The sequence below is a fragment of the Luteimonas kalidii genome, assembly GCF_029887935.1.
GTDB classification, from domain to species: Bacteria; Pseudomonadota; Gammaproteobacteria; order Xanthomonadales; family Xanthomonadaceae; genus Luteimonas; species Luteimonas kalidii.
This window is the reverse complement of record NZ_JARXRO010000020.1, coordinates 252,439-274,581: the sequence shown is the minus strand read 5'-3', so window position 1 is coordinate 274,581 and position 22,143 is coordinate 252,439. Positions and strand designations below refer to the sequence as shown.

Annotated in this window: 24 protein-coding genes; 6 read left to right on the top strand and 18 right to left on the bottom strand. The window is 70.4% G+C overall.

The genetic code is table 11. The annotated features are described in order from the left end of the window. Positions 1-7: 7 nt before the first annotated feature. The 7 genes from atpG to QFW81_RS14650 form a co-directional block, all read right to left on the bottom strand. A complete protein-coding gene (gene atpG / locus QFW81_RS14680) occupies positions 8-871 on the bottom strand; it encodes a F0F1 ATP synthase subunit gamma (protein WP_280579805.1) in 864 nt (287 codons plus the stop codon). Positions 872-958: 87 nt separating this feature from the next. Next, positions 959-2,524, bottom strand: a complete 1,566-nt coding sequence (gene atpA, locus QFW81_RS14675; RefSeq protein WP_280579803.1) for a F0F1 ATP synthase subunit alpha — start codon at positions 2,522-2,524, stop codon at positions 959-961. A gap of 82 nt (positions 2,525-2,606) precedes the next feature. After that, positions 2,607-3,134: a F0F1 ATP synthase subunit delta gene (locus QFW81_RS14670; protein ID WP_280579802.1), complete on the bottom strand. Its 528-nt coding sequence runs from the start codon at positions 3,132-3,134 to the stop codon at positions 2,607-2,609. A gap of 4 nt (positions 3,135-3,138) precedes the next feature. Next, on the bottom strand, positions 3,139-3,624 hold the full coding sequence (locus tag QFW81_RS14665) for a F0F1 ATP synthase subunit B (RefSeq protein WP_280579801.1): 486 nt from the start codon (positions 3,622-3,624) through the stop codon (positions 3,139-3,141). 85 nt (positions 3,625-3,709) lie between these two features. Then, positions 3,710-3,997 (bottom strand): F0F1 ATP synthase subunit C, encoded by a 288-nt coding sequence (atpE, locus tag QFW81_RS14660; RefSeq protein WP_149102658.1) that lies wholly within the window; start codon positions 3,995-3,997, stop codon positions 3,710-3,712. Between the two features lie 69 nt (positions 3,998-4,066). Beyond that, positions 4,067-4,942 (bottom strand): F0F1 ATP synthase subunit A, encoded by an 876-nt coding sequence (atpB, locus tag QFW81_RS14655; protein WP_280579799.1) that lies wholly within the window; start codon positions 4,940-4,942, stop codon positions 4,067-4,069. Next, on the bottom strand, positions 4,939-5,268 hold the full coding sequence (locus QFW81_RS14650) for a hypothetical protein (protein ID WP_280579798.1): 330 nt from the start codon (positions 5,266-5,268) through the stop codon (positions 4,939-4,941). Before QFW81_RS14650 ends, atpB begins: the two co-directional genes overlap by 4 nt. A gap of 641 nt (positions 5,269-5,909) precedes the next feature. Between QFW81_RS14650 and QFW81_RS14645 the strand changes: the two genes are divergently transcribed. Next, a complete protein-coding gene (locus QFW81_RS14645) occupies positions 5,910-6,836 on the top strand; it encodes a hypothetical protein (RefSeq protein WP_280579797.1) in 927 nt (308 codons plus the stop codon). 177 nt (positions 6,837-7,013) lie between these two features. On the opposite strand, the gene lpdA is transcribed toward QFW81_RS14645, so the two are convergent. Genes lpdA through QFW81_RS14630 form a run of 3 tightly spaced genes read right to left on the bottom strand, consistent with a single transcriptional unit; the run spans position 7,014 to position 11,902 of the window. Further along, entirely contained in the window at positions 7,014-9,179 is a 2,166-nt protein-coding gene (gene lpdA, locus QFW81_RS14640) for a dihydrolipoyl dehydrogenase (protein ID WP_280579796.1), read from the bottom strand. A 20-nt stretch (positions 9,180-9,199) separates the two neighbouring features. Then, a complete protein-coding gene (locus tag QFW81_RS14635; RefSeq protein WP_280579795.1) occupies positions 9,200-10,315 on the bottom strand; it encodes a mechanosensitive ion channel family protein in 1,116 nt (371 codons plus the stop codon). 24 nt (positions 10,316-10,339) lie between these two features. After that, positions 10,340-11,902: a dihydrolipoyllysine-residue acetyltransferase gene (locus QFW81_RS14630; protein WP_280579793.1), complete on the bottom strand. Its 1,563-nt coding sequence runs from the start codon at positions 11,900-11,902 to the stop codon at positions 10,340-10,342. A 337-nt stretch (positions 11,903-12,239) separates the two neighbouring features. Here QFW81_RS14630 and QFW81_RS14625 point away from each other — a divergent pair, with 337 nt between their 5' ends. Beyond that, entirely contained in the window at positions 12,240-12,875 is a 636-nt protein-coding gene (locus tag QFW81_RS14625) for an OmpW/AlkL family protein (protein WP_280579791.1), read from the top strand. Between the two features lie 207 nt (positions 12,876-13,082). On the opposite strand, the gene QFW81_RS14620 is transcribed toward QFW81_RS14625, so the two are convergent. The 3 genes from QFW81_RS14620 to QFW81_RS14610 all read right to left on the bottom strand — a co-directional run bounded on the left by QFW81_RS14620 (position 13,083) and on the right by QFW81_RS14610 (position 15,946). Further along, positions 13,083-13,634, bottom strand: a complete 552-nt coding sequence (locus QFW81_RS14620) for a DUF1453 domain-containing protein (RefSeq protein ID WP_280579789.1) — start codon at positions 13,632-13,634, stop codon at positions 13,083-13,085. 4 nt (positions 13,635-13,638) lie between these two features. Then, positions 13,639-14,550, bottom strand: a complete 912-nt coding sequence (locus QFW81_RS14615) for a DMT family transporter (protein WP_280579788.1) — start codon at positions 14,548-14,550, stop codon at positions 13,639-13,641. Between the two features lie 283 nt (positions 14,551-14,833). Then, positions 14,834-15,946 (bottom strand): prephenate dehydrogenase, encoded by a 1,113-nt coding sequence (locus QFW81_RS14610; RefSeq protein ID WP_280579787.1) that lies wholly within the window; start codon positions 15,944-15,946, stop codon positions 14,834-14,836. Positions 15,947-16,165: 219 nt separating this feature from the next. Between QFW81_RS14610 and QFW81_RS14605 the strand changes: the two genes are divergently transcribed. After that, complete coding sequence (locus tag QFW81_RS14605; protein WP_280579786.1) at positions 16,166-16,648, top strand: YajQ family cyclic di-GMP-binding protein; 483 nt, start codon at positions 16,166-16,168, stop codon at positions 16,646-16,648. Further along, the gene (locus QFW81_RS14600; RefSeq protein ID WP_280579785.1) at positions 16,641-17,234 is read left to right on the top strand and encodes a DUF1415 domain-containing protein; all 594 of its coding nucleotides are present in this window, start codon (positions 16,641-16,643) and stop codon (positions 17,232-17,234) included. Before QFW81_RS14605 ends, QFW81_RS14600 begins: the two co-directional genes overlap by 8 nt. Positions 17,235-17,328: 94 nt before the next feature. Here the strand turns inward: QFW81_RS14600 and QFW81_RS14595 are convergent, their stop codons facing one another. Genes QFW81_RS14595 through QFW81_RS14585 form a run of 3 tightly spaced genes read right to left on the bottom strand, consistent with a single transcriptional unit; the run spans position 17,329 to position 19,789 of the window. Continuing rightward, entirely contained in the window at positions 17,329-18,024 is a 696-nt protein-coding gene (locus tag QFW81_RS14595; protein ID WP_280579783.1) for an HAD family hydrolase, read from the bottom strand. Continuing rightward, positions 18,021-18,758, bottom strand: coding sequence for a pseudouridine synthase (locus tag QFW81_RS14590; protein WP_280579782.1), 738 nt, complete (start codon positions 18,756-18,758; stop codon positions 18,021-18,023). Before QFW81_RS14590 ends, QFW81_RS14595 begins: the two co-directional genes overlap by 4 nt. Next, positions 18,755-19,789: a class I SAM-dependent methyltransferase gene (locus QFW81_RS14585; protein ID WP_425604070.1), complete on the bottom strand. Its 1,035-nt coding sequence runs from the start codon at positions 19,787-19,789 to the stop codon at positions 18,755-18,757. Before QFW81_RS14585 ends, QFW81_RS14590 begins: the two co-directional genes overlap by 4 nt. A 137-nt stretch (positions 19,790-19,926) precedes the next feature. On the opposite strand from QFW81_RS14585, the gene QFW81_RS14580 reads away from it, so the two are divergent. Beyond that, positions 19,927-20,184, top strand: a complete 258-nt coding sequence (locus QFW81_RS14580) for a hypothetical protein (RefSeq protein ID WP_280579780.1) — start codon at positions 19,927-19,929, stop codon at positions 20,182-20,184. Between the two features lie 254 nt (positions 20,185-20,438). On the opposite strand, the gene QFW81_RS14575 is transcribed toward QFW81_RS14580, so the two are convergent. Together QFW81_RS14575 and QFW81_RS14570 are read right to left on the bottom strand one after the other, a co-directional pair. After that, positions 20,439-20,876 (bottom strand): hypothetical protein, encoded by a 438-nt coding sequence (locus QFW81_RS14575; protein WP_280579778.1) that lies wholly within the window; start codon positions 20,874-20,876, stop codon positions 20,439-20,441. After that, positions 20,873-21,472 (bottom strand): RNA polymerase sigma factor, encoded by a 600-nt coding sequence (locus QFW81_RS14570; RefSeq protein WP_280579776.1) that lies wholly within the window; start codon positions 21,470-21,472, stop codon positions 20,873-20,875. Before QFW81_RS14570 ends, QFW81_RS14575 begins: the two co-directional genes overlap by 4 nt. A gap of 257 nt (positions 21,473-21,729) precedes the next feature. On the opposite strand from QFW81_RS14570, the gene QFW81_RS14565 reads away from it, so the two are divergent. After that, positions 21,730-22,056, top strand: a complete 327-nt coding sequence (locus QFW81_RS14565; protein ID WP_280579775.1) for a DUF6249 domain-containing protein — start codon at positions 21,730-21,732, stop codon at positions 22,054-22,056. The last annotated feature ends 87 nt before the right edge of the window (positions 22,057-22,143 follow it).

Genomic DNA, 22,143 nt, shown 5'->3' with positions numbered 1-22,143 from the left:
GGCGCGATCAGACTGCCGCCGCGCCGCCGACGATCTCGGAGATTTCTTGGGTGATCGCCGCCTGACGTGCCTTGTTGTAGACCAGGTTGAGCGTGTCGATCAGCTTGGTGGCGTTGTCGCTGGCCGACTTCATCGCCACCATGCGCGCCGCGTGCTCCGAGGCCACGTTCTCCATCACCGCCTGGTACACCAGCGATTCGACGTAGCGCGTGAGCACGTGCTCGAGCACGGTCTCCGCGTCGGGCTCGTAGATGTAGTCCCAGTCGTGCTGGGCCACGGTCTCGTCGGACGCCGGCAGCGGCAGCAACTGGTCGAACGCCGCGCGCTGGGTCATCGTGTTGACGAAGTCGTTGTAGACCAGGAAGACCTTGTCGACCTCGCCGGCGTTGTACGCATCGAGCATGACCTTGATCACGCCCACCAGCTGCTCCACCTGCGGCTGGTCGCCAAGGTGGGTGACGCTGGCGCGCATGTGCAGCTTCAGGCGGCGGAAGAACACCGTCGCCTTCTGGCCGATCGTCACCACGTCGACCTCGACGCCCTGGTCCTGCCACTTGCGGATCTCGCCAAGCAGCTTGCGGAACAGGTTGTTGTTCAGGCCGCCGGCCAGTCCGCGGTCGGACGAGACGATCACGTAGCCGACGCGCTTGATCTCCTTGCGTTCGACCAGGTACGGGTGCTGGAACTCGGAATTCGCCTGCGCGAGGTGCCCGATCAGCTGCCGCATCGCGCGCGCGTACGGGCGCGAGGCCTTCATCCGCTCCTGCGCCTTGCGGATCTTCGAGGCCGAGACCATCTCCAGCGCGCGCGTCACCTTGCGGGTGTTCTGCACGCTCTTGATCTTGGTCTTGATTTCCCTGCCGCCTGCCATCTCGTCTTCCCGGTAGGGCGGGCCCAGGCCCGCCTCCTGCTGCGTGTCGGTGTCCGAAGGACGGGCAAGCGCCCGCCCGGGTTCGCTTTACCAGCTGCCCGTCTTCTTGAACTCCTCGATGCCGGCCTTGTAGGCGGCCTCGATCTCGTCGTTCCAGTTGCCGCTGCCGTTGATCTGGTCGATCAGGCCGCCCTGGGTGTTGGCGAAGTGCGCGTGCAGCGCCCCTTCGAACGCCAGGATCTTCGCCACCGGCACGTCGTCCATGTAGCCCTTGTCCACCGCGTAGATCGACAGCGCCTGGTAGGCGATCGACATCGGCGCGTACTGCTTCTGCTTCATCAGCTCGGTCACGCGCTGGCCGCGCTCGAGCTGCTTGCGGGTGGCTTCGTCCAGGTCCGAGGCGAACTGCGCGAACGCCGCGAGTTCACGGTACTGCGCCAGCGCGATGCGGATGCCGCCCGACAGCTTCTTGATGATCTTGGTCTGCGCCGCGCCGCCGACGCGCGACACCGAGATGCCGGCGTTCACGGCCGGGCGGATGCCGGCGTTGAACAGGTCGGTCTCGAGGAAGATCTGGCCGTCGGTGATCGAGATCACGTTGGTCGGCACGAACGCGGACACGTCGCCGGCCTGGGTCTCGATGATCGGCAGCGCGGTCAGCGAACCGGTCCTGCCCTTGACCTCGCCGTTGGTGAACTTCTCGACGTAGTCCTCGGACACGCGCGCGGCGCGCTCGAGCAGGCGGCTGTGCAGATAGAACACGTCGCCCGGGTAGGCTTCGCGGCCCGGCGGGCGCTTGAGCAGCAGCGAGATCTGGCGGTAGGCCACGGCCTGCTTGGACAGGTCGTCGTACACGATCAGCGCGTCTTCGCCGCGGTCCATGAAGTATTCGCCCATGGTGCAGCCCGAGTACGCGGAGATGTACTGCATCGCCGCCGACTCGGACGCCGTGGCCGCGACCACGATCGTGTGCGCCAGGGCGCCGTTCTCTTCCAGCTTGCGCACGATGTTGGCCACGGTCGAGGCCTTCTGGCCGATCGCGACGTATACGCACTTGATGCCGGTGCCCTTCTGGTTGATCACCGCGTCGATCGCCATCGCGGTCTTGCCGGTCTGGCGGTCGCCGATGACCAGCTCGCGCTGGCCGCGGCCGATCGGGATCATCGCGTCGACCGACTTGTAGCCGGTCTGCACCGGCTGGTCGACCGACTTGCGCCAGATCACGCCCGGCGCCACGCGCTCCACCGGCGCGGTGAGCTTCGCCTCGATCGGACCCTTGCCGTCGATCGGCTCGCCCAGCGCGTTGACCACGCGGCCGAGCAGTTCCGGGCCGATCGGCACCGAGAGGATCTGGCCGGTGGTCTTGGCGGTGTCGCCTTCGCGCAGGTGTTCGTAATCGCCCAGCACCACGGCGCCGACCGAATCGCGCTCCAGGTTCAGCGCCAGCGCGTAGGTGGGCGTGCCCCCTTCGGCGGCGGGCAGCTCGATCATCTCGCCCTGCATCGCGTCGGCCAGGCCGTAGATGCGCACGATGCCGTCGGACACCGAGGTCACGGTGCCTTCGTTGCGCGACTCCGCGGCGAGCTTGACCTTGTCGATGCGGCTCTTGATCAGTTCGCTGATTTCGGAGGGGTTGAGCGTGGTGGTTGCCATTGCGTCGTTTCCTGTAGGGCGGGTCTCGACCCGCCTCGATTCTTCGGCAGAAGGCGGGCCGATGCCCACCCGTGCATTCACATCAGTGCGCCAGTGCCGCCTGCATCCGCGCCAGCTTGCCGCGCAGCGAGCCGTCGATGACCACGTCGCCGGCAGCGATCACCGCGCCGCCGATCAGGGCCTCGTCGACCGCCGTCTCCAGCTCGACCTCGCGGCCGAAGCGCTTGCGCAGCGCGGCCTTGATGGTGTCGAGCTCGGCGGCGGGCAGCGTGGCGGCGGAAGTCACCTTCGCCTTCACCACCTGTTCGGCCTCGGCGCGCAGTTCCTCGTAGAGGGCCGCGATCTCGGGCAGCAGCGCCAGCCTGCGGTTGTCGGCCAGCAGCGCGAGGTAGTCGCGGAAGCCGGCCGAGGCGCCGTCGGGCGACAGCAGCTCGACCGCCTGCTCGCGCGTCAGCGCAGGATGGCCGAGCAGCACGGACGCCTGCGGATCGACCGCCACGCGCGCGGCGAAGCCGAGCGCCTGCGACCAGTCGGCGAACGCGCCGGTCTCCTTCGCGAGCATGAACGCGGCACGCGCATAGGGTCGGGCGAGGGTCAGTGCCTGGCTCATTGGATCAGGCCGCCTGGTCGGTCAGCTGGCTGGCGAGTTCGTCGAGCAGCGCCTTGTGGGCACCGGCGTCGATCTCGCGGCGCAGCAGCTTCTCGGCGCCGGCCACGGCCAGCGTCGACACCTGGCGGCGCAGGTCTTCGCGGGCGCGGTTGGCGGACGCGGCGATCTCGGCCTCGACCATCGCCTTCTGCCGCTGGCCCTCGGCGATCGCCTCGGCCTTGGCGGCGTCGACGATCTGGTTCGCGCGCTGGTGCGCCTGCTCGATGATCTCGTTGGCCTTGGCGCGCGCGGCCTTGAGCTCGTCGGCGACCCGCTCCTCGGCCTGCGCCAGGTTCTTCTGCGCATTGTCCGCGGCCGCGAGGCCCTCGGCGATCTTCTGCTGGCGTTCCTCGATCGCCTTCATCAGCGGCGGCCAGACGAACTTCCAGGTGAACCAGATCAGGATCGCGAACGCGAGGCCCTGGCCCAGGAATGTGGCGTTGAATTGCATCGTGATGCTCCGCTATTGGCACACGGGCGCAGGACGCGCCCGACCGTGCCGCACGCCGTCGAACGGCGCGCGGCAACCAGCCCGATCAGCCGCCGGCGGCGGTCTGGACAGCGCTGAGCAGCGGGTTGGCGAACGCGAAGAACAGCGCGATGGCCAGGCCGATGATGAACGCGGCGTCGATCAGGCCGGCGAGCAGGAACATGCGGCCCGACAGCATCGGCACCAGTTCCGGCTGGCGCGCGGCGCTCTCGAGGAACTTCGAGCCCATGATGCCGATGCCGATGCAGGCGCCCAGCGCGCCGAGGCCGATGATGATGCCGATCGCGAGCGCGGTGTTGCCCTGGACGGCGGCGATGAGAGCGGTGAGTTCCATGGTGACTTCCTCGGTGGATCTACAGGGTGAAGGGGAAAACGACTTCGGGGCGTGCGGCCGGGGCCGCGATCAATGCGCTTCGGACGACATCGAGAAATAGACGACCGACAGGATCATGAAGATGAAGGCCTGGAGCGTGATGACCAGGATGTGGAAGATCGACCAGGCCGCGCCGGCCAGCACGGCGCCGACGAAGGCCAGCGCGCCGCCGGCCTTGGCGCCGAGCGCGGCTTCCATCATCAGGTTGCCGCCGGCCGCGCCGAGCAGGGCGATCAGCAGGAACACCAGCTCGCCGGCGTACATGTTGCCGAACAACCGCATTGCCAGGCTGACGGGCTTGGACAGGTACTCGATCACGTTGAGGCCGAAGTTGGCCGGCGCCAGCACGATCTTCATCACGGTGCCGTTGGCGTGGAACGGCGCGGTGAACAGTTCCTTGCCGAATCCGCCGAAGCCCTTGGCCGCGACCGCGAAACCGAGCATCAGCAGCAGCACCGCCAGCGCCATGGCCGAGGTGATGTTGAGGTCGGTGGTGGGCACGGCGCGGAAGTATTCCTGCCCGGCCGCCGCGGCGGCGCCCGGGAAGAAATCGACCGGGATCATCTTCAGCGCGTTCATCGCGAACACCCACACGAAGATGGTCAGCGCGATCGGCGCCACGAAGCTGCGGTTGCCGTGGAAGACGTCCTTCACCTGGGTGTCGATGAAGCTCACCACGATCTCGATGAAGGCCTGGAACTTGCCGGGCACGCCCGCGGTCGCACGGCGGCCCACCAGCCAGAAGGTGCCGATGGTCAGCACGCCCAGCAGCACCGAGACCAGCAGGCTGTCGACGTTGACGGTCCAGAACGCGCCATCGCCGATCGACACCTGCCAGTGCTTGAGGTGATGGGTGACGTATTCGCTGGGGCTGTCGCCGGCAGCGCGGAGGAAATCACGGATCATCGAAGCAACCAGGGCAAGCCGATCATGGAGACCAGGAAGGCCGACAGGGCCCCTCCCAGCACGAATCCCGCAGGCAGACCGGCGCCATGCATCGCCAGGACGAGCCCGGCACCGATCACCAGCCACTTGAGCGCGGTTCCCACCAGCAGACGCGCGAACATGCGTCCTGCGGGAGCCACCGGCGAACGCCCGGCGGTGCGCCAGCCGAACATCGCGAACCCCGCCGCGATGACCGTCGCACCCGCCAGGAAGGCCGCCGCGGGTAATCCCCCGGCCGCCAGCGCCAGCACTCCCGCGCCGGTCAGTCCGACCGCGGCCTGCACCATCGGCAACCGCAGGGCGGCGCGACGGGTCGGATCGGGTCGAGGTAGTCCTGGCTCGGGCTGCTGCAAAGCCGGAAAAGTATAGCAGCGGCCCTGTTTGCGGGGCAACCTTGTGCAGCGCAGCAAAAGCGTGTGCGGCCCGGCTCCAGGCACGCTACCCGCCCTTCCGCGGACGGGCATCGGGGTGGACGTGCGCCCTGCGCGGCACGCGAGGCGCCATGGAAGATCGGATGCCGCATGCCGGCCCCGGCGCCCGGATCCCGCATCGATGGCGACCGATGCGGGGCGTCGCTTCGCTGCCTCAGCCGTCCGAGTCCTTCCGACGCCACCCGCCGCCGACCCTCCAAGCGGATCGCCATCTCCCGAGGCGTTGCCGAGCGCGCGGTTGGGCGGTTCGCTTGCTCGCGGTCGATGCGCACTGCCCGATGGCGCGCGCGACGACGCGCAGCAGCACCTGCACACCGCACGTCTTCGCGACGTGCACGCGGATCCTCGAACGACACTCCCATCGCGCGCATGCCACGCGAAGCATGGGCGCCCGCTGCATCGCACTGGCTTTCACGACGGTTGCACCGGGCAACCCGGAGCATGCGTCGCCACACAACGCGCCAACCCCCACGTCTTTCGTCTTGCAGGAGCACCACGTGACCCATCGTTCCACGATCTTCGCCGCCATCGCAGCGGCGCTGACGCTGTCTCTACCATTGGCCGCCAATGCGCAGGATTTCGCCGACGAGGCCCGTTTCGAACTGCGCCTGTCGGCCTTCAACCCCGAGGCCAACATCGGCATCCGCGGCGACGGCATCGCCACCAACGGCGAGGAAACGGAAGCCTTCGGCGCCGCGGGCGACATCGACGTCGACGGGCGCTGGCGCCCGCGCGGCGAGTTCGTCTTCAACATGACGCCGCGGCAGTCGCTGCGCGCGAACTACTACGACTATCGCCGCGACGAGTCTTGGACCTTCGACGGCGACTGGGTGGACCCGGGCGCGATCTTCGACGAGGTGGAGATTCCGGGCGAGCCGGTGGAAGTCCCCAGCGTCGACCTCGACGGCCGCCTGAGCTTCGAGCTGGCGAGCGTGAACTACGACTTCGCCGTCATCGACACCCCGCGTTTCGAATGGGGCCTGGGCCTGGGCATCACCCACGCCAAGCTGGAAGCCAACGCCACCGGCCGCTCCACCGGCACCGACGAACTGGACCCGGAATGGGAGCAGGTGCGCTGGAAGCGCGACGGCACCTCGCCCAACCTGCACAGCCGCCTGACCTGGACGCCCGCGCCGCGCTGGCGGGTCGAGGTGCAGGGCCAGTACCTGGACACCCGCTGGGGCGACTTCATCGACGAGCGCGGCCATTTCGAGCGCGGCGGCCTGCTGGTGGAGTACCTGCTGACCGAGCGCGTGGCGCTGCACGCCGGCTACGACTGGTTCCGCCTGAAGCTGAGCGACGACTACCGCGGCTCGTTCGAAGCGCCGGCCGAGTCCGACATCGGCACGGTCGACGTCAGCGGGCGGGTGACGGGCCAGTTCAAGGTGCACGGCCCGATGGCGGGCGTGACGTTCAGGTTCTGAACCAGGGCCGGCTGCGCAGGCGTCGGGAACCTTCCGGCGCCGTGCCGGTCCATCTCCGTGTGGGCCGGTTCCGTATCCTCGTCGACCTCAGGATCGGCCCATGCCCACGAAGCCCCGGCAGCCCCGGGGCTTCGTTCATTTCCGCGTTCAGGAACTGCCGGCGCGCACCGCCGGCGCCTATTTCTTCTTCGGCAGGTAGAGATCGGTGATGGTGCCGTCGAACACCTCGGCCGCCATGCCCACCGACTCGCTGAGCGTCGGATGCGGATGGATGGTGTGGCCGATGTCGGCGACCTCGCAGCCCATCTCGATCGCCAGCGCGGTCTCGGCGATCAGTTCACCCGCGTGCACGCCGACGATGCCGGCGCCGATGATGCGGTGGGTGGCCTCGTCGAACACCAGCTTGGTGAAGCCTTCGGTCCGCGACAGGCCGATCGCGCGTCCCGAGGCTGCCCACGGGAACTTGCCCACGCCGACCTTCAGCCCCTTCGCCTTGGCCTCGGTCTCGGTGACGCCGACCCAGGCGATCTCCGGATCGGTGTAGGCCACCGACGGGATCACCCGCGCCACCCACTCCTTCTTCTCGCCGGCGGCGACTTCCGCGGCCAGCTTGCCCTCGTGCGTGGCCTTGTGCGCCAGCATCGGCTGGCCGATCACGTCGCCGATGGCGAAGATGTGCGGCACGTTGGTGCGCATCTGCGCATCGACGTCGATGAAGCCGCGCTCGCCCACGCGCACGCCGGCCTTGTCGGCGTCGAGCTTCTTTCCGTTCGGCGAACGGCCCACCGCCACCAGCACGCGATCGAACAGCTTGCCTTCCGGGATGTTCTCGCCCTCGAAGGACACCTCGATGCCCTTCTTGCCGGCCTTGGCCTCGACCACCTTCGTCTTGAGGTGGGTCGCCACGCCACCCTTCTTCAGGCGGTCCGCCAGCGGCTTGACCAGGTCCTTGTCGGCGCCCGGCATCAGCTGGTCGGCGAGTTCGACCACGGTCACCTCGCTGCCCAGGCCGCGGTACACCGTGGCCATCTCCAGCCCGATGATGCCGCCGCCGACGACCAGCAGCTTCTTGGGCACGTCGGCCAGGTCCAGCGCATCGGTCGAATCCATCACCCGCGGGTCGTCCCACGGAAAACCGGGCAACTTCAGCGCCTGCGAACCGGCGGCGATGATGCACTGTTCGAAGCGCACCAGTTGCGCCTTGCCGTCTTCGCCCGTCACTTCGAGCTCGTTGGCCGAGACGAACCGGCCGCTGCCCTGCACCACCCGCACCTTGCGCTGCTTGGCCATGCCGGCCAGGCCCTTCGTCAGCTGGCCCACCACCTTGTCCTTGTAGGCGCGCAGCTTGTCGAGCGCGATCTTCGGCTTGCCGAAGTCGACGCCGTATTCGCCGGCGTGGCTGGCCTGCTCGATCACGTCGGCCGCGTGCAGCAGCGCCTTGGACGGGATGCAGCCGACGTTGAGGCAGACGCCCCCGAGCGCGGCATAGCGTTCGACCAGTACGGTGTCGAGGCCGAGGTCGGCGGCGCGGAACGCGGCGGTGTATCCGCCGGGGCCGGCGCCGAGCACGATGATGCGGCACTCGACATCGGCCTGGCGGCCGCTGGGGCCCGCCGCCTGCAGCGGGTCGGGCTCGGCCGGTGCGCGGGGCGACGGCGCGACCGGCGGCTTGCTGCCCGGCGCGACCTTCTGTCCCGCCGGCGGCGGTGCCTGCGCGGACGATCCCGACGCCTCGCCGGTGTCGATGACGGCGACCACGGCGCCTTCCGAGAGCGTATCGCCCACCTTGACCCGCAGCTCGGTCACCACGCCGGCGGCCGCCGACGGCACCTCCATCGTCGCCTTGTCCGATTCCAGCGTGACCAGGCCCTGGTCCTGCGACACGGTATCGCCGACCGCAACCAGCACCTCGATCACCGGCACGTCGCTGTAGCCACCGATGTCGGGCACCGTGGCTTCCACAGTGCCGCCGGATCCCGAGCCGGAACCGCCTGCCGGGGGCTTCGGCGGCGTCGCGGCCTGGCCAGCCGGCGCCTCCCGTGACGGCGCCTGCGCGGGCGGCGGGGAGGCCTGCTTGTCGCCATCGGACGATGCGGCGTCGGCGCCGGCTTCCAGCACCACCACCACCGCGCCTTCGGACAGCGTGTCGCCGACCTTGACCTTCAGTTCCCTGACCACGCCCGCGGCGGACGCCGGCACCTCCATCGTCGCCTTGTCCGATTCCAGCGTGACCAGACCCTGGTCCTTCGCCACCGTGTCGCCGACCGCGACCAGCACCTCGATGACGGGCACGTCCTCGTAGCCGCCGATATCGGGAACCTTCACTTCGACCGTGTTCGCCATGCCTGCTCCTGTCTGTTCGTTCAATCCGCGCGGGGCCCGGGATCGGGCCGTTCGCGCTCGCCGGCTTCGCGCGTGTCCTGCGCGATCTGCCGCTCGGTATCGTCCCTGGCATCGTTGCGTGCCAGCAGTTCCCGTTCCTGCCTGCCCAGCCCGGGCGACTCCGGCTCATCCTCGCGATCGCCGCGCCGCGCGGGCTCGCCCTGCAGTGCGGCCAGGGCATCGTCGCCGCTGCGGCCGAACAGGCTGCGGATGTGCAGGTCGCGCTGCGGGAACGGGATTCCGATGCCGTTCTCGGTCAACGCGGTCTCCAGCTCCCACAGGTAGGCGGCCCTGACGCCCACGTTGCGCCGCGCCGCCTCGTCGGTGAGCCAGACCACCAGCAGGAAGTCCACCGAGTTCTCGCCGAACTCCACCAGCCACACCTGCGGGCGCTTCTCGCCTTCGGTCGCCAGGGTGAACGGCACCCGCGAGGCCGCCTCGAGGGCCGCTTTCTTCACCAGCAGCTTGTCGGCCCCGTAGGCCACGCCGAACGGAATGCGGATACGCCGGTTGAGCGATCCGTGGGTCCAGTTCACCACCCGGCCGTTGACGAACTCCGCATTCGGCACCAGCACATCGATGTTGTCGTTGGTCGTGATCAGCGTGGCACGGATGTTGATCGCACGGACCACGCCGCGCATGTCGTTCTCGAGTTCCACGAAGTCGCCGACCCGCAGCGAACGGTCGAACAGCAGGATCAGGCCGCAGATGAAATTGCTGAACACCGCTTGCAGGCCGAAGCCGAGACCGACGCCGGCCGCGCCCGCGAACACCGCGAACTGGCTGAGCGGCAGCCCGGCGACACTCATCGCCAGCAGCACGGCGACCACGACGAGCAGGTAATGCGCCAGACGCGACACGGTATAGAGCGTGGCTTCGCTGGTGCCGGGATGGCGTACGCCGATGCGGCGGATGCCACGCTGCAGCATCATCGATGCGAGCATCGCCACCAGCACCACCAGCACCGCTGCCAGCAGCGTCCCGAGCGTAATGCTCTCGATTCCGAACGCCCGCAGCGGCGCGAACTCGAGGGTCGCCTGCAGGTCGTCCCAGCCTCCGCCCCCGGTCGAGCGCGTCCCTGGCCGCGTGTCCTGCATGGGGATGGCGCCCGTTCCCCGCCGCTACAGCAGCACGCGGCGCATGTCCGCGAGCAGCTGCGCGAGGTAGGCGGTGAAGCGCGCGGCGGCGGCGCCGTCGATCACGCGGTGGTCGTAGCTCAGCGACAGCGGCAGGATCAGGCGCGGCACGAACTGCTTGCCGTCCCACACCGGCTTCATCGACGACTTCGACACGCCCAGGATCGCGACTTCCGGCGCATTGACGATCGGGGTGAAGCTGGTGCCGCCGATGCCGCCGAGCGAGCTGATCGAGAAGCAGCCGCCCGACATCTCGGCCGGGCCGAGCTTGCCGTCGCGCGCCTTCTTCGCCAGCTCGCCCATCTCCTGCGCGATCTGCAGCACGCCCTTCCGGTCGACGTCGCGCACCACCGGCACCACCAGCCCGTTGGGCGTGTCGGCGGCGAAGCCGATGTTGACGTACTTCTTCAGCGTCAGCGTCTCGCCGGCCGCGTCGAGCGAGGCGTTGAAGTCGGGATACTTCGCCAGCGCGTTCGCGCTGGCCTTGATCAGGAAGGCGAGCATGGTCAACTTGATGCCCGACTTGCTCTTCTCCTCCTCCTTGTTGAGCTGCACGCGCAGCGCTTCGAGCTCGGTGATGTCGGCATCGTCGTGCTGGGTGACGTGCGGGATCATCGCCCAGTTGCGGGCGAGGTTGGCGCCGGAGATCTTCCTGATCCGCGACAGCGGTTTCTCCTCCACCTCGCCGAACTTGGAGAAGTCCACCTTCGGCCACGGCAGCAGGTTCAGGCCGTTGCCACCACCACCGGTGGCTGCAGCTGCGGTCGCGCCGGACAGCGCGCCCTTGACGAACTTCTGCACGTCCTCCTTCGAGATCCGGCCGCCCTTCTCGCTGCCGGAGACCTGGAACAGGTCGACCCCCAGTTCGCGCGCGAACAGCCGCACGGCGGGGCTGGCATAGGGCACCTTGCCCGGGATCAGCGCCTCGGCCTCGAACCGCACCGGCGGTGCGCCCTGCGGCGGCGCCTTGCCGGCCTGCGCGTCGATCGACGCCTGCGCGAGGCGGTCGGGCTTCGACCCGGTCGCCGCCGGCTCGACCGCCGGATCGGGTTCCTTCGCCTTGTCCTGGACGGGCGCGGCAGGTGCCGGCGCGGGCGCGGGCCTGGCCTCGGCCGCAGGGGCGGCGTCCGACGCCGCGGCCTCGATCACCGCCACCACGCCGCCTTCGGACAGCGTGTCGCCGACCTTGACCTTCAGTTCCTTTACCACGCCGGCGAACTCGGCCGGCACTTCCATCGTCGCCTTGTCCGATTCGAGCGTGACCAGCCCCTGGTCCTTGCCGACCGTGTCGCCGACCGCCACCAGCACCTCGATCACGGGGACATCGTCGTATCCGCCGATATCGGGGACGCGGGACTCTTTCAGGTCGGCCATACGGCCCTCTCCAACGGCAAGGGGATTCCTATTGTGTCCGCATGTCCCCCGCTCGCCAACCGTGGCGGACGCCGGGGCGTACCTGCCCGGCGCCGCAGGCCCGCAGGCCGCGACAGCGGCGCTCAGGCGGGTGCGGCGAGGCGACGATCGCCGTCCGCGTATCGGCACACGCATCGCCACGGGCATGGTTGCGGTTGAAAGCATGACGCTGCGCCCGTCCCTCGGCGTTCGCACCGGATGTCGTGCCTTCACGTTTTCCCGGGCTGGATCGCATCGACCGGGCGCGATCGGGCGCTGCAGTCCGCGCGGATCGGGGACTCAACCTGAAGCCTGTCGTCACAGGCACGCGCGTCGCCGTCACCGCGATGAACACGGGCCACACGCGCGCGACAGGTTCGGCGCGCGACACCGGAACGGTTCATTCGCGCGTGGCTAGGTTGTGCCCGCCCACCACGGGCATCGCCCACCTCAACGGCGAAAGGCAACACCACAACCATATGAGGAGTCCCCCATGAAGTCCTTGCGTTCCCTTGCCCTGACCACCGCCATCGCTTCGCTGCTCGCCGCCCCGGCCGCATTCGCCCAGGACGGCGGCGACACCGCCTCCGGCAAGCGCTTCTCGGTGGTGGGCAGCGCCACGATCCTGCAGCCCGATTCCGATCCCCTGCCCGGCGCGCGGATCGACGCCGACGGCGATGTCGCGCCGACGCTCAGCGCCACCTACCACGTCACCGACAACATCGGCGTCGAACTCTGGGGCGCGGCCGACAAGTTCAACCATCGCGTGCGCGGCGACGGCGGCAAGATCGGAACGGTCGATTCCCAGCCCATCGCCGTGAGCGGCCAGTACCACTTCGGCGATGCGGACAACACCTTCCGTCCGTTCGTGGGCCTGGGCTACCACCAGACCAACATCAGCGACGAGGACATCGCGACCGCCGACGGCGCGCATGTCGGCCTGACCTCTCCCAAGGGCGCGATCGGCACGGTCGGCGTGGACGTGAACATCACCCCGACCTGGTTCGCCCGCGCCGATGCGCGCTATCTGGACGGCGATGCGGACGCGAAGCTGGCCGGACAGACGATCGAGCGCGACGTCCGGTTCAATCCCTGGACCGTCGGCGTCGGCGTCGGCGCGCGCTTCTGACCCACCGCGCCCCATGGCGCACGTGCGACGGGCCCATGCGGGCCCGTCGCCGTGTCCGGGCCTCGCGCCGCCGGACTGCACGAAGGCCCCTCACGAGGACACGCAGGTGGCGGATCGGTTCCGAGCCTCGGGGCCGATGCATCGACACGGTGACAGGCGACTTTACCGGGAGCGGGAGGCAACCTTCGCACCCGGACCGACGGACGCTCAACGGCGGCGCAGCATGCCCAGACGTCGCAACCGTCCGCGCAGCGACCACGCGAACCCGAGGTGATAGCCCAGCAGCAGGCCGCCCACTGCCCACAGGCTCGCAGGGTCTGCCAGCCAGGGCCAGGGCACGGGTGCCGGCACGCCTTCCACCGCGCGGTGCCAGGCCTGCCACGCTGCCAGCGCGACCCGCGCGGCCACCAGCAAAGTGAGCCCGGTCACCAGGCCCGCATGCGCGGTGTAGTGGAGCTGAGCGTCGCCGGCCTCCAGCCGCGCCATCCGCAATCCGATCGTCCCGAGTGCGACCCCGGCCAGCAGGCCGGCCGTCGCGTGCAGGGCGGCGCCTCCGATCCAGACCGAGGCCACGACCGCTCCCGCCACCAGCAGGAGCGCCGAGACCAGCAGGGCCCATGCGTTGAACGAGGCCATGGCCGGGTAGGCGCGCCGGCGCGCGCGGCCGCTGCGCCAGCGCATCCACAGCCCCAGCGGCCACAGCACCAGCAGCAGCGCCAGCAGCAGCAACACGACCACCGGAAGCAGCAGCAGCGGCATCGCGTCAGGGCGGAGGGGTCTGCGCCGCGTCGCCGGGACGCTGGCCGGCGACGATCCGCTCGCGCCGGATCAGGTACAGGCCACTGGCGATGATGATCGCCGCGCCGAGCCAGGTCGCGCGATCGGGCAGCGACTGCCACACCACCAGGTCCAGCAGGACCACCCAGACCAGTGCGGCGTACTCCAGCGGTGCGATCTGGCTGGCCTCGCCGAGGCGGAACGCATGCGTCAGCGCGACCTGGCCGAGCGCGCCGGTCAGGCCGATCGCAGCGATCACCGGCCAGTGCACGCGCTGCACCGGATGCCAGTCGAACGCGGCCACCGCGCCGGCGAACACGCCCAGCAGCACCAGGAACCAGAACACCATCGCCTCCGGGCTGTCGCGCAGCGCCAGCTTGCGCACGGTGATCGCGGCGATCGCGTAGCTCAGCGCCGCCAGCACCACCGCCAGCCCGGCGAGGGTCGCCACGCCCTCGCCGCTGGGACGCAGCACCACCAGCACGCCGAGCAGGCCGACCGCGATCGCCGCCCAGCGCCGCGGCCCCACCTTCTCGCCGAGGAACGGCACCGCCAGCGCGGTGACCATGAGCGGCGCAACGAACACGATCGTGTAGGCGGTCGACAGCGGCATCCGGGCCAGGCCGTAGACGAAACCCACCATCATCGCCACGCCCAGCAGGCCGCGCAGCAGGTGCAGCCGCCAGTGCACCCGCAGCAACGTATGCGCGCGCCCGCGCCATGCGATCCACGCCAGCACCAGCGGCAGCGCCGACAGGCTGCGCAGGGTCGCGACCTGGAACGGGGGGTAGTCGGTGGAGATCCACTTCATGCCCGCGTCCATGCCGGCGAACAGCAGCCCTGCCGCCAGCATCCAGGCTGCGGCCGCACCAGGGCGGGATTCGATCGCGGCGCTCATGCGTCGCGCCGCAGGTGATCGATGCACCGCCCGACCCCGCCAGGCGACAGGCATCCAGCCACGGCGGTCGCCGGGAACGCCTCGGACAGGGCAGCGGCGGCACGGAAGGACATGGCGGGCATCGGGACGGGCGCGACGGAGCCGGCATGATGCCGCATCCGACCCGCATCTCCGCATGCGGGGGGACGGCGCAGGGCGCTGGCGGCCTGTCCCCGCGAGACGTATCGGAAACGACCCATCGTCCACCCGCGTTCCACGGATGCCGCCGGCGCGCCCGAAGCCCTCAACCGGCTTCGAGCACCCGGCCGATGCCGCTGGCGTCGATCTCCGCCACCGCCCGCGCCAGCGCAGCGGCATCGGTCCCGCGCACGAAGCCGATGCGGAAATGCACCTCGCCCCCGGGCGTGCGCGAGGAGTGGATCGAGTCCAGGCTCACGCCGTGGCGCTCGAACACGTGCAGCAGGGTGCACAGCGAGCCGGCGCGGTCCTCGGGCAGGTGCACGCTGGTGTAGCGCGGGCCCACCAGGTCCGCGAGCAGGTAGCCCACGCGTTCGTAGGCGTAGTTGCCGTCGGCCAGCGCCTGCGGCCCGAACGCCTCGCGGCTGCGCAGGAAGCGTTCGCGGAACCGCGCGCGCGCCGCATCGTCGCCGCTGCGCACCAGGTCGCGCAGCTCCGTCAGCTGCGCCAGCAGGCGGTCGAGCACCTCGGCCGAGTGCGTGTTGCCGAACTGGATCTCCTCGTAGATCGCGGGGTTGAGCGAGAGGATGCGCGCCGCGATCGCGGCGTCGAGTTCGAACGAGGCCGAGCGGAACGGCATGATCGCGCCGAGTCCGCCCAGCCGGCCGGCGTATTCGTCCAGTACGCCGGCCTGTGCCAGGTGCGAGGCGTGCACCATCGCCTGCACCAGGGCCATCATCTGGTCGTGGCGCTCGGCGCTGGCGTGCACGCATTCGGCTTCCAGCGCCTCCAGCAGGGACTGCACCCACGGCCGCCAGCGGTCCAGCCGCGCCTCGCACACCACCACCACGCGTCCCTTCATGGTGGGCGCCTTGGGCGGGGCGGTCATCGGATGCAGGCCGACCACCTCCGCACGCGAGCGCAGCATCGCCTCCACCGCGCCCTGCTTGATCGAGGTCACGTCCAGCCACAACCGACCGGCCTCGCGCCCGTCCGAGCGACGCGCGTAATCGTCGATGAGGGCGGCGGTGACGCGGATCGGAGTGGCGAACAGCAGCACGTCGGCCCGATCGAGCAGGGCGTCCGGCGAGTCGCTGCCCGGATCGCCGGGGTCGTGCCCGAGCACTTGCAGGCCCATGCGCCGGGCAAAGAAACCGCACAGCCAGCGGCCGTAGGTCCCTGCGCTGCCGACGATGCCGATGGTGGGAGATGGTTTCACGCGTGGGCGACGGACGCGCCCCCGCCGGGCGCCGCGACAAGGTACGGGCTCGCCGCCATCCACGCATCCGTTGCGTGCGCAACCATGGAGTACCCTTGTGCGCGACGCCCGCAGCCGCCGGCCGCGCCGGAGCGCGGCGCGTGCACCATCATGCGACCGCACGCGCATGCCGCGCACGCCGGCGACACAAGCGCTTTTCCTTCCAGAGACCGGACCTCCATGCCTTCTTTCGACATCGTCTCCGAAGTGGATACCCACGAACTCATCAACGCCGTGGACCAGGCCAACCGCGAGCTCTCCACGCGCTTCGACTTCAAGGGCGTGGACGCGAGCTTCGTGCGCGAGGACGCCGTGATCACCCAGTCGGCGCCGAGCGAATTCCAGCTGCAGCAGATGACCGACATCCTGCGCGCGCGCCTGATCGCGCGGAAGATCGACGCGCGCTGCCTGGAGTTCGGCGACATCGACACCAACGTCGCCGGCGCGCGGCAGAAGGTCACCGTGCGACAGGGCATCGAGCGCGAGCTTGCGAAGAAGATCCAGGGCACGCTCAAGGACGCCAAGCTCAAGGTCGACAGCCAGATCAACGGCGACAAGCTGCGCGTAACCGGCAAGAAGCGCGACGACCTGCAGGCCGCGATGGCCCTGCTGCGCGGCGAGGACTTCGGCCTGCCCCTGCAGTTCGACAACTTCCGTGACTGACGGCAGCTTCGACGCCGCGCAGGTGGAGGCGCAGGTCCGGCGCTGGCTCGAGCGCGCGGTGATCGGACTGAACCTGTGCCCGTTCGCCAAGGCGGTGGTGGCCAGGGGCCAGGTGCGGATCGAGGTCAGCGATGCCAGCACCCCGCGCGCCCTGCTCGAACAGCTGGGCGAGGAGCTCGCGCTGCTGCGCGACACGCCCGCCGAGGCCATCGACACCACCCTGCTGGTGCATCCGCAGGTGCTCGAGGACTTCCTCGACTACAACGACTTCCTCGACGATGCCGACGCGCTCGTGGAGACGATGGGTCTGGACGGCGTGCTGCAGGTGGCCAGCTTCCATCCCGACTACCGCTTCGCGGACACGGCCGACGACGATCCGGCCAACCTCACCAACCGCGCGCCCTACCCGATCCTGCACCTGCTGCGCGAGGACAGCGTGGATCGCGCGGTGGCCGCCTATCCCGAACCCGACGCGATCATCGAGCGCAACATCGCCACCGTGCGGACGCTGGGCTTCGACGGCTGGCGTGCGCTGCTGGACGCAGGCGATGCGGATGACGGCAGCGGGCGCAGGGACACCGTCTAGGGGATCGCGCGTCGCGGCGGGCGCGCGTGCATGCCCCTGGCGCGCTGCCGCACCTGCCCCACGCAACGCCGCGCCCGCCGCCGCGCCTGCGTGCTCACGCCGGGCGTCGGTCCAGCTCCATGCAGGCCTCGAGCAATCGCTGCGCATCGCCCAGCGACTCGACGATGCGGTGGCGCAGGGCACGCACGGCGTCGTCCGGGACCACCAGGTCGGGGACCTGCACCGGGGTCATGCCGGCCGCCAGCGCGGCGCGCACGCCGGTGGGCGAATCCTCCAGCACCACGCAGCGCGCGGGGGCGACGCCGAGTTGCGCGGCCGCCAGCAGGTAGACGTCCGGCGCCGGCTTGGGATGGGCGACGTCGCTGCTGGTGCAGATGGCATCGAAGCGCGCCAGCAGCCCGGCGCGGCGCAGCTTGCGCAACGCCAGTGTTCGCCGCGTCGAGGTGGCGACCGCGCGCGGGATGCGCCGCTGCTCGAGCCAGTCGAGCAGGGCCAGCAGGCCCGGACGATGCGGCACGCCGGCGTCGACCACCTCCGCGTACAGGGCGCCGGCATGTTCCAGCAGCGCATCGGTGGCGGCGTCGCCGAGGCGTTCGGCGAGCATGGCGCGGCATGCGGCATCGCCGGTGCCCACCATCTCCAGCCACAGCCCCGGCGGCAGGTCGTGCCCGGCCTCGGCCGCGGCGCGGGTCATGCAGTCGGTGATCGCGCGTTCGCTGTCGAGCATCAGTCCGTCCATGTCGAACACGACTGCGTCCGGCCGCCACGCCAGCGGCGCGACCGCGCTCATGGCGCAGCACCCTCGAACAGCCGCGCGAGATCGCCGGCGTCGAGCGGCCGCCAGCGGCCTTCGGCCAAGTCGCCCAGCGTCAGCCCGCCGATCTGGGGGCGATGCAGCGCGACGACGTGGTTGCCCACCGCCGCGAACATGCGCCGCGCCTGGTGGTAGCGGCCTTCGGTGAGCACCAGGCGCGCACGGGTGGCGTCGACCGGCACCAGCGTGGCGGGCTTGAGCGGCGTCTGCTCCGACTCGAGCAGCAGCGTGCCGCTGGCGAACAGCGCCGCCTCGTCGCCACGCAGCGGCTGCGCCAGCGTCGCCTCGTACACCTTCGGCAGGTTGGATTTCGGGGCGATGATCCGGTGCAGCAGCTGGCCGTCGTCGGTCAGCAGCAGCAGGCCGCTGGTGTCGCGGTCCAGGCGGCCGACGGTGGACAGCTGCGGGTCGCGCATGCGGAAGCGCGGCGGCAGCAGGTCGTACACCAGCCGCCCGGGATCGCGGGTCGAACAGGTCGTGCCGACCGGCTTGTGCAGCATCAGCACCAGGCCGGGCGGCGGGTCCAGCGGTTCGCCATCGATTCGCACCGCCGCGTGCGGGACGCGGTCGTCGGCATACAGCACCTCGCCCTCGGCATCGGTGATCCGGCCTTCGCGGAACAGGGCCTGCACCTGCTTGCGGCTGCCGTAGCCGAGGTTGGCGATGTGGCGCACGAGCTTCGCCACCGGCGCGGACTGCGCGTGGCTCATCGCCCGCGCACCGCCTCGACCACCTTGAACCCGCCCTGCTGGGCCACCAGGCGTGCGCTGGCGAAGCGGGCGTCGAACATCTCCTCGTACGGCAACTGGCGGTTGGCCACCAGCCACAGCGCGCCGCCGGGCCGCAGCGCATCCGCGGCCGCGGCGATGAACGCGCGCCCGAGTTCGGGCCGGGGCTCGCCGCGCAGCGCATGGAACGGCGGATTGGTGACGATGAAGTCGTAGCGCGCCGGCAGGCCGGCGGTGACGTCGTGCCACAGGAAATCCAGCGCCACGCGTTCGGCATGGGCCTGAAGATTGACGTGGGCGCAGTCGAGCGCGCGGCGTTCGGCTTCCACCACGTCCAGCGCGGTGACCGCGGGACAGCGCGAGAGCACCTGGTCGGAGAGGAAGCCCCAGCCCGCGCCCAGGTCGGCGCCATGGCCGGACAGCGTCGCCGGAAGCTGCGCCGCCAGCAACGCGGAGGCCGGGTCGATCCGGTCCCAGGCGAACACCCCCGGGCGGCTCGTCCAGCGTCCGTCCAGGATCGGCCGCGGCGCATCCAGCGCGCGCCAGTCCGCCGCCAAACCGGCATCGGCGCCCGCGGTCGTGGCCCAGAACACGCGGCACTTGTGCTTGCTCAGGACGGACGCGGGGCCCAGCTGGGCTTCGAAGTCGGCCTGGCCCGAGCGCGCGCCGGCATCGTTGGGCATCGACGCGACCACGGTGCCGCCCGGCGACGTGCGCGCCAGCGCTTCGGCCAGCAGGGCCCGCGCCTCGTCGCGCTGGCGCGGGGGCAGCACGAGCACCAGCGGGAATGCGTCGTCGCCATCCGCGCGCACGCTGAAGCCCGCGCGCTGCAGCGCGTCGTACTCCGGGCGGAACGACTGCTCGCACACCAGCGCGGCGCGCGGCGCGTGCGCGTGCAGCGCCGCGCCCTCGCGCGCGCGCAGGAACAGTGCGCCCGCGCCGGGCCACGCCAGGCGCCGGTCGGCGAACGGCAGCATCAGCGCATCGAGGGCGGGATCGGACATGGCAGCCAGCGCGGAACGGGGCCGCAGATTCTACCGGCGCCGGCTGCGCTGCCGTGCAACGGCGCCCGTACGCAACGTTGACCCCGCGGGAACATCCCGCCCGGCACGCTGTCGATGAGGGAGCACCCCAGCCAAAGGAGCATTCCATGCGCGCACTGTTCGTCGGCGGACTCATCGACAACAGCGAACTCGACCTCGACGGCCAGGAGCCGCCGCGTCATTACCCCCCGGAAACGGGCAGCGGCCAGTCGCGCTACCGGCTGCACGCCGTCGGCCGGGGCAACGGCGGCATCGCCTGCGCGGTGTATGGAGCCCCCGATTCGGATCCGGAGGAGGTCCTGCGCATCAGCGGCGAGCGCGGCTACTCCCGCCGCTTCGAGACCGAACTCCAGCGCGTGGACTGACCCTGGGCACGGGCTGCGCCGCGCCCGATGCGTGGCGCAGCCCTCCGTGTCACCCGGTTCGACCGGGGCCCGAACGACACCTCATAGGCGACATCGGCGTCGATGCGTGGCGTGCGATCCCACGGATGCGGGACGCCCCGCGCCTCGAAGCCTGATTTGAGCAAGCTGCGCGTCCGGCACCGGCGTCACGCGCGACATGTCCTACGTACGGGGTCGCACCCGGGCCACTGCGGGCCGGATGCCTGGCGGGCGGATCAGGCCGCCGCTTCCGGAGAGCGTCGCTCCTGCACAAGCCAGCGCGCCGCGGTCGGCAGCCAGGACAGCAGCAGGCAGATGCCGGCCACCAGGCTCCACTGCGCGCCGCCGGCCCCGAACGCCTCGCGTGCCAGTGCCCACCACTGCGGTCCGTACAGCGCCAACGCGCCGGCGCCGACCAGGCCCATCAACACCAGCAACGTCTGCAGCAGCCGGCCTTCCAGCCCTGCGTCCGGCACCGCGTGCGGCACGGGCCCGCTGGCGGCCACGCGCGCGACGGCGGCCGCGAAACCGTGGGGCGGCACCGAGGCGGGCGCTGTGCGCAGCGCACGCGCGAGCAGCGCATCGCGCCGGTCGCCGGCACCGGCGAGCGCACGCTCCTGCGCCAGCCAGTCGCGTTCGGACGGCGCACGGGGATCGGGACGTGAACTAGTCATGCGGCGAAGACTCCCAGGCTCGGTTCCAGCAGCCCGCGCAACTGCCTGCGGCTGCGGAACAGGTGGCTCTTGATCGTACCCTCGGCGAGTCCGGTGACCCGTGAAATCTCGCCGATCGGCAGTTCTTCCAGGTGATACAGCGTGAGCAGCGTGCGCTGCAGCGGCGGCAGCCGGTCGATCGCGGCATGCAGCAGCGCCACCGCCTCCTCGTCGGAGCTCGCGGATTCAAGGTCGAAGCCGTCGTCGATGCGATCGAGCAGCGACGCTCCATCGTCGTCGCCCAACGCCTCGGCGATCGGGATCCGCTTCTTCTCCAGGTGGCGCTTGGCCACGGAGTAGGCGACCTGCGCGATCCACGACTTCAGCGCGCTCTCGCCACGGTACTGGTGCAGCGCCTGGTGCACGCGCAGGAAGGCCTCCTGGCACAGTTCGCGGGTGTCTTCGGGGTGGCGCACCATGCGGTCGATCACGTGCCAGCACAGGCCCTGGTACTCGCGCACCAGGCGTTCGAACGCGCCGGGCGCACCCGCGAGCACGGCCGCGACCAGGGCGCGGTCGGCCTGCAGGGTGTCCGGGGCGGGGGCGGCAATGGCCATCGCGGACAGGGATACGCCCCGGGCGCGGGCGGTTGCAAGGGTGAACCGTCACGTGCATGTGGCGCGGTCCGCCTCACGGACCCACGCCCGCCGCCTGGCCGACGGTTCCGGGCCGCCAGCGGATGGCGATCGACCCGCCGGCGGGACCCTAATACGTGGCGCGAACTCCGGCACGCCGCCGGTGCAACCGCCGGCGCACGCCCGGTATCTCCTGTCCCGAACCCGCTGTTCCCGACCACGCCACCGGACCTGCCGCCATGGAAATCGAAGTCTTCATTCCCATCACCCTGTTCATCTGCATCTACCTGGCGATCAAGGCCGTGGTCGATGCCCGCGCCCGCAAGCACATGCTGCAGTCCAACGGCTCGGAGGACATGCTGCGCACCCTGATCGAGGGCGAGGAAACCCGCCGCCGCCAGGCCTCGCTGCGCTGGGGCGTGATCCTGGTCGCGCTGGCGATCGGCTTCGGCCTGCTCGAGGGCTTCGACTGGACGGACGCCTCGCCCGGCCTGTTCGCGATCCTGCTGGCCGCCACCGGCGTGGGCAACCTCGCCGCCTACTACCTCGCCCGCCGCGCGAAGTAGCCCGTGGACCCGGCCCGGCCCGCCGCTCCGCACGGTGGGCCGGGCCTTCGACTTTGGTCGAAATCGCGCACCTCCATGCGCCAACCT

Excerpts from the sequence above, each read along its gene's own strand:
- QFW81_RS14615 (WP_280579788.1), bottom strand. The coding sequence starts at position 14,550 with ATGAGCGCCGCGATCGAATCCCGCCCTGGTGCGGCCGCAGCCTGGATG.
- QFW81_RS14605 (WP_280579786.1), top strand. The coding sequence starts at position 16,166 with ATGCCTTCTTTCGACATCGTCTCCGAAGTGGATACCCACGAACTCATC.
- QFW81_RS14625 (WP_280579791.1), top strand. The coding sequence starts at position 12,240 with ATGAAGTCCTTGCGTTCCCTTGCCCTGACCACCGCCATCGCTTCGCTG.
- QFW81_RS14670 (WP_280579802.1), bottom strand. The coding sequence starts at position 3,134 with ATGAGCCAGGCACTGACCCTCGCCCGACCCTATGCGCGTGCCGCGTTC.
- QFW81_RS14565 (WP_280579775.1), top strand. The coding sequence starts at position 21,730 with ATGGAAATCGAAGTCTTCATTCCCATCACCCTGTTCATCTGCATCTAC.
- QFW81_RS14620 (WP_280579789.1), bottom strand. The coding sequence starts at position 13,634 with ATGCCGCTGCTGCTGCTTCCGGTGGTCGTGTTGCTGCTGCTGGCGCTG.
- QFW81_RS14595 (WP_280579783.1), bottom strand. The coding sequence starts at position 18,024 with ATGAGCGCGGTCGCGCCGCTGGCGTGGCGGCCGGACGCAGTCGTGTTC.
- QFW81_RS14630 (WP_280579793.1), bottom strand. The coding sequence starts at position 11,902 with ATGCGTGTGCCGATACGCGGACGGCGATCGTCGCCTCGCCGCACCCGC.
- atpE (WP_149102658.1), bottom strand. The coding sequence starts at position 3,997 with ATGGAACTCACCGCTCTCATCGCCGCCGTCCAGGGCAACACCGCGCTC.
- atpA (WP_280579803.1), bottom strand. The coding sequence starts at position 2,524 with ATGGCAACCACCACGCTCAACCCCTCCGAAATCAGCGAACTGATCAAG.
- atpG (WP_280579805.1), bottom strand. The coding sequence starts at position 871 with ATGGCAGGCGGCAGGGAAATCAAGACCAAGATCAAGAGCGTGCAGAAC.
- QFW81_RS14580 (WP_280579780.1), top strand. The coding sequence starts at position 19,927 with ATGCGCGCACTGTTCGTCGGCGGACTCATCGACAACAGCGAACTCGAC.
- QFW81_RS14665 (WP_280579801.1), bottom strand. The coding sequence starts at position 3,624 with ATGCAATTCAACGCCACATTCCTGGGCCAGGGCCTCGCGTTCGCGATC.
- atpB (WP_280579799.1), bottom strand. The coding sequence starts at position 4,942 with ATGATCCGTGATTTCCTCCGCGCTGCCGGCGACAGCCCCAGCGAATAC.
- QFW81_RS14635 (WP_280579795.1), bottom strand. The coding sequence starts at position 10,315 with ATGCAGGACACGCGGCCAGGGACGCGCTCGACCGGGGGCGGAGGCTGG.
- lpdA (WP_280579796.1), bottom strand. The coding sequence starts at position 9,179 with ATGGCGAACACGGTCGAAGTGAAGGTTCCCGATATCGGCGGCTACGAG.
- QFW81_RS14570 (WP_280579776.1), bottom strand. The coding sequence starts at position 21,472 with ATGGCCATTGCCGCCCCCGCCCCGGACACCCTGCAGGCCGACCGCGCC.
- QFW81_RS14650 (WP_280579798.1), bottom strand. The coding sequence starts at position 5,268 with ATGGTGCAGGCCGCGGTCGGACTGACCGGCGCGGGAGTGCTGGCGCTG.
- QFW81_RS14590 (WP_280579782.1), bottom strand. The coding sequence starts at position 18,758 with ATGAGCCACGCGCAGTCCGCGCCGGTGGCGAAGCTCGTGCGCCACATC.
- QFW81_RS14575 (WP_280579778.1), bottom strand. The coding sequence starts at position 20,876 with ATGACTAGTTCACGTCCCGATCCCCGTGCGCCGTCCGAACGCGACTGG.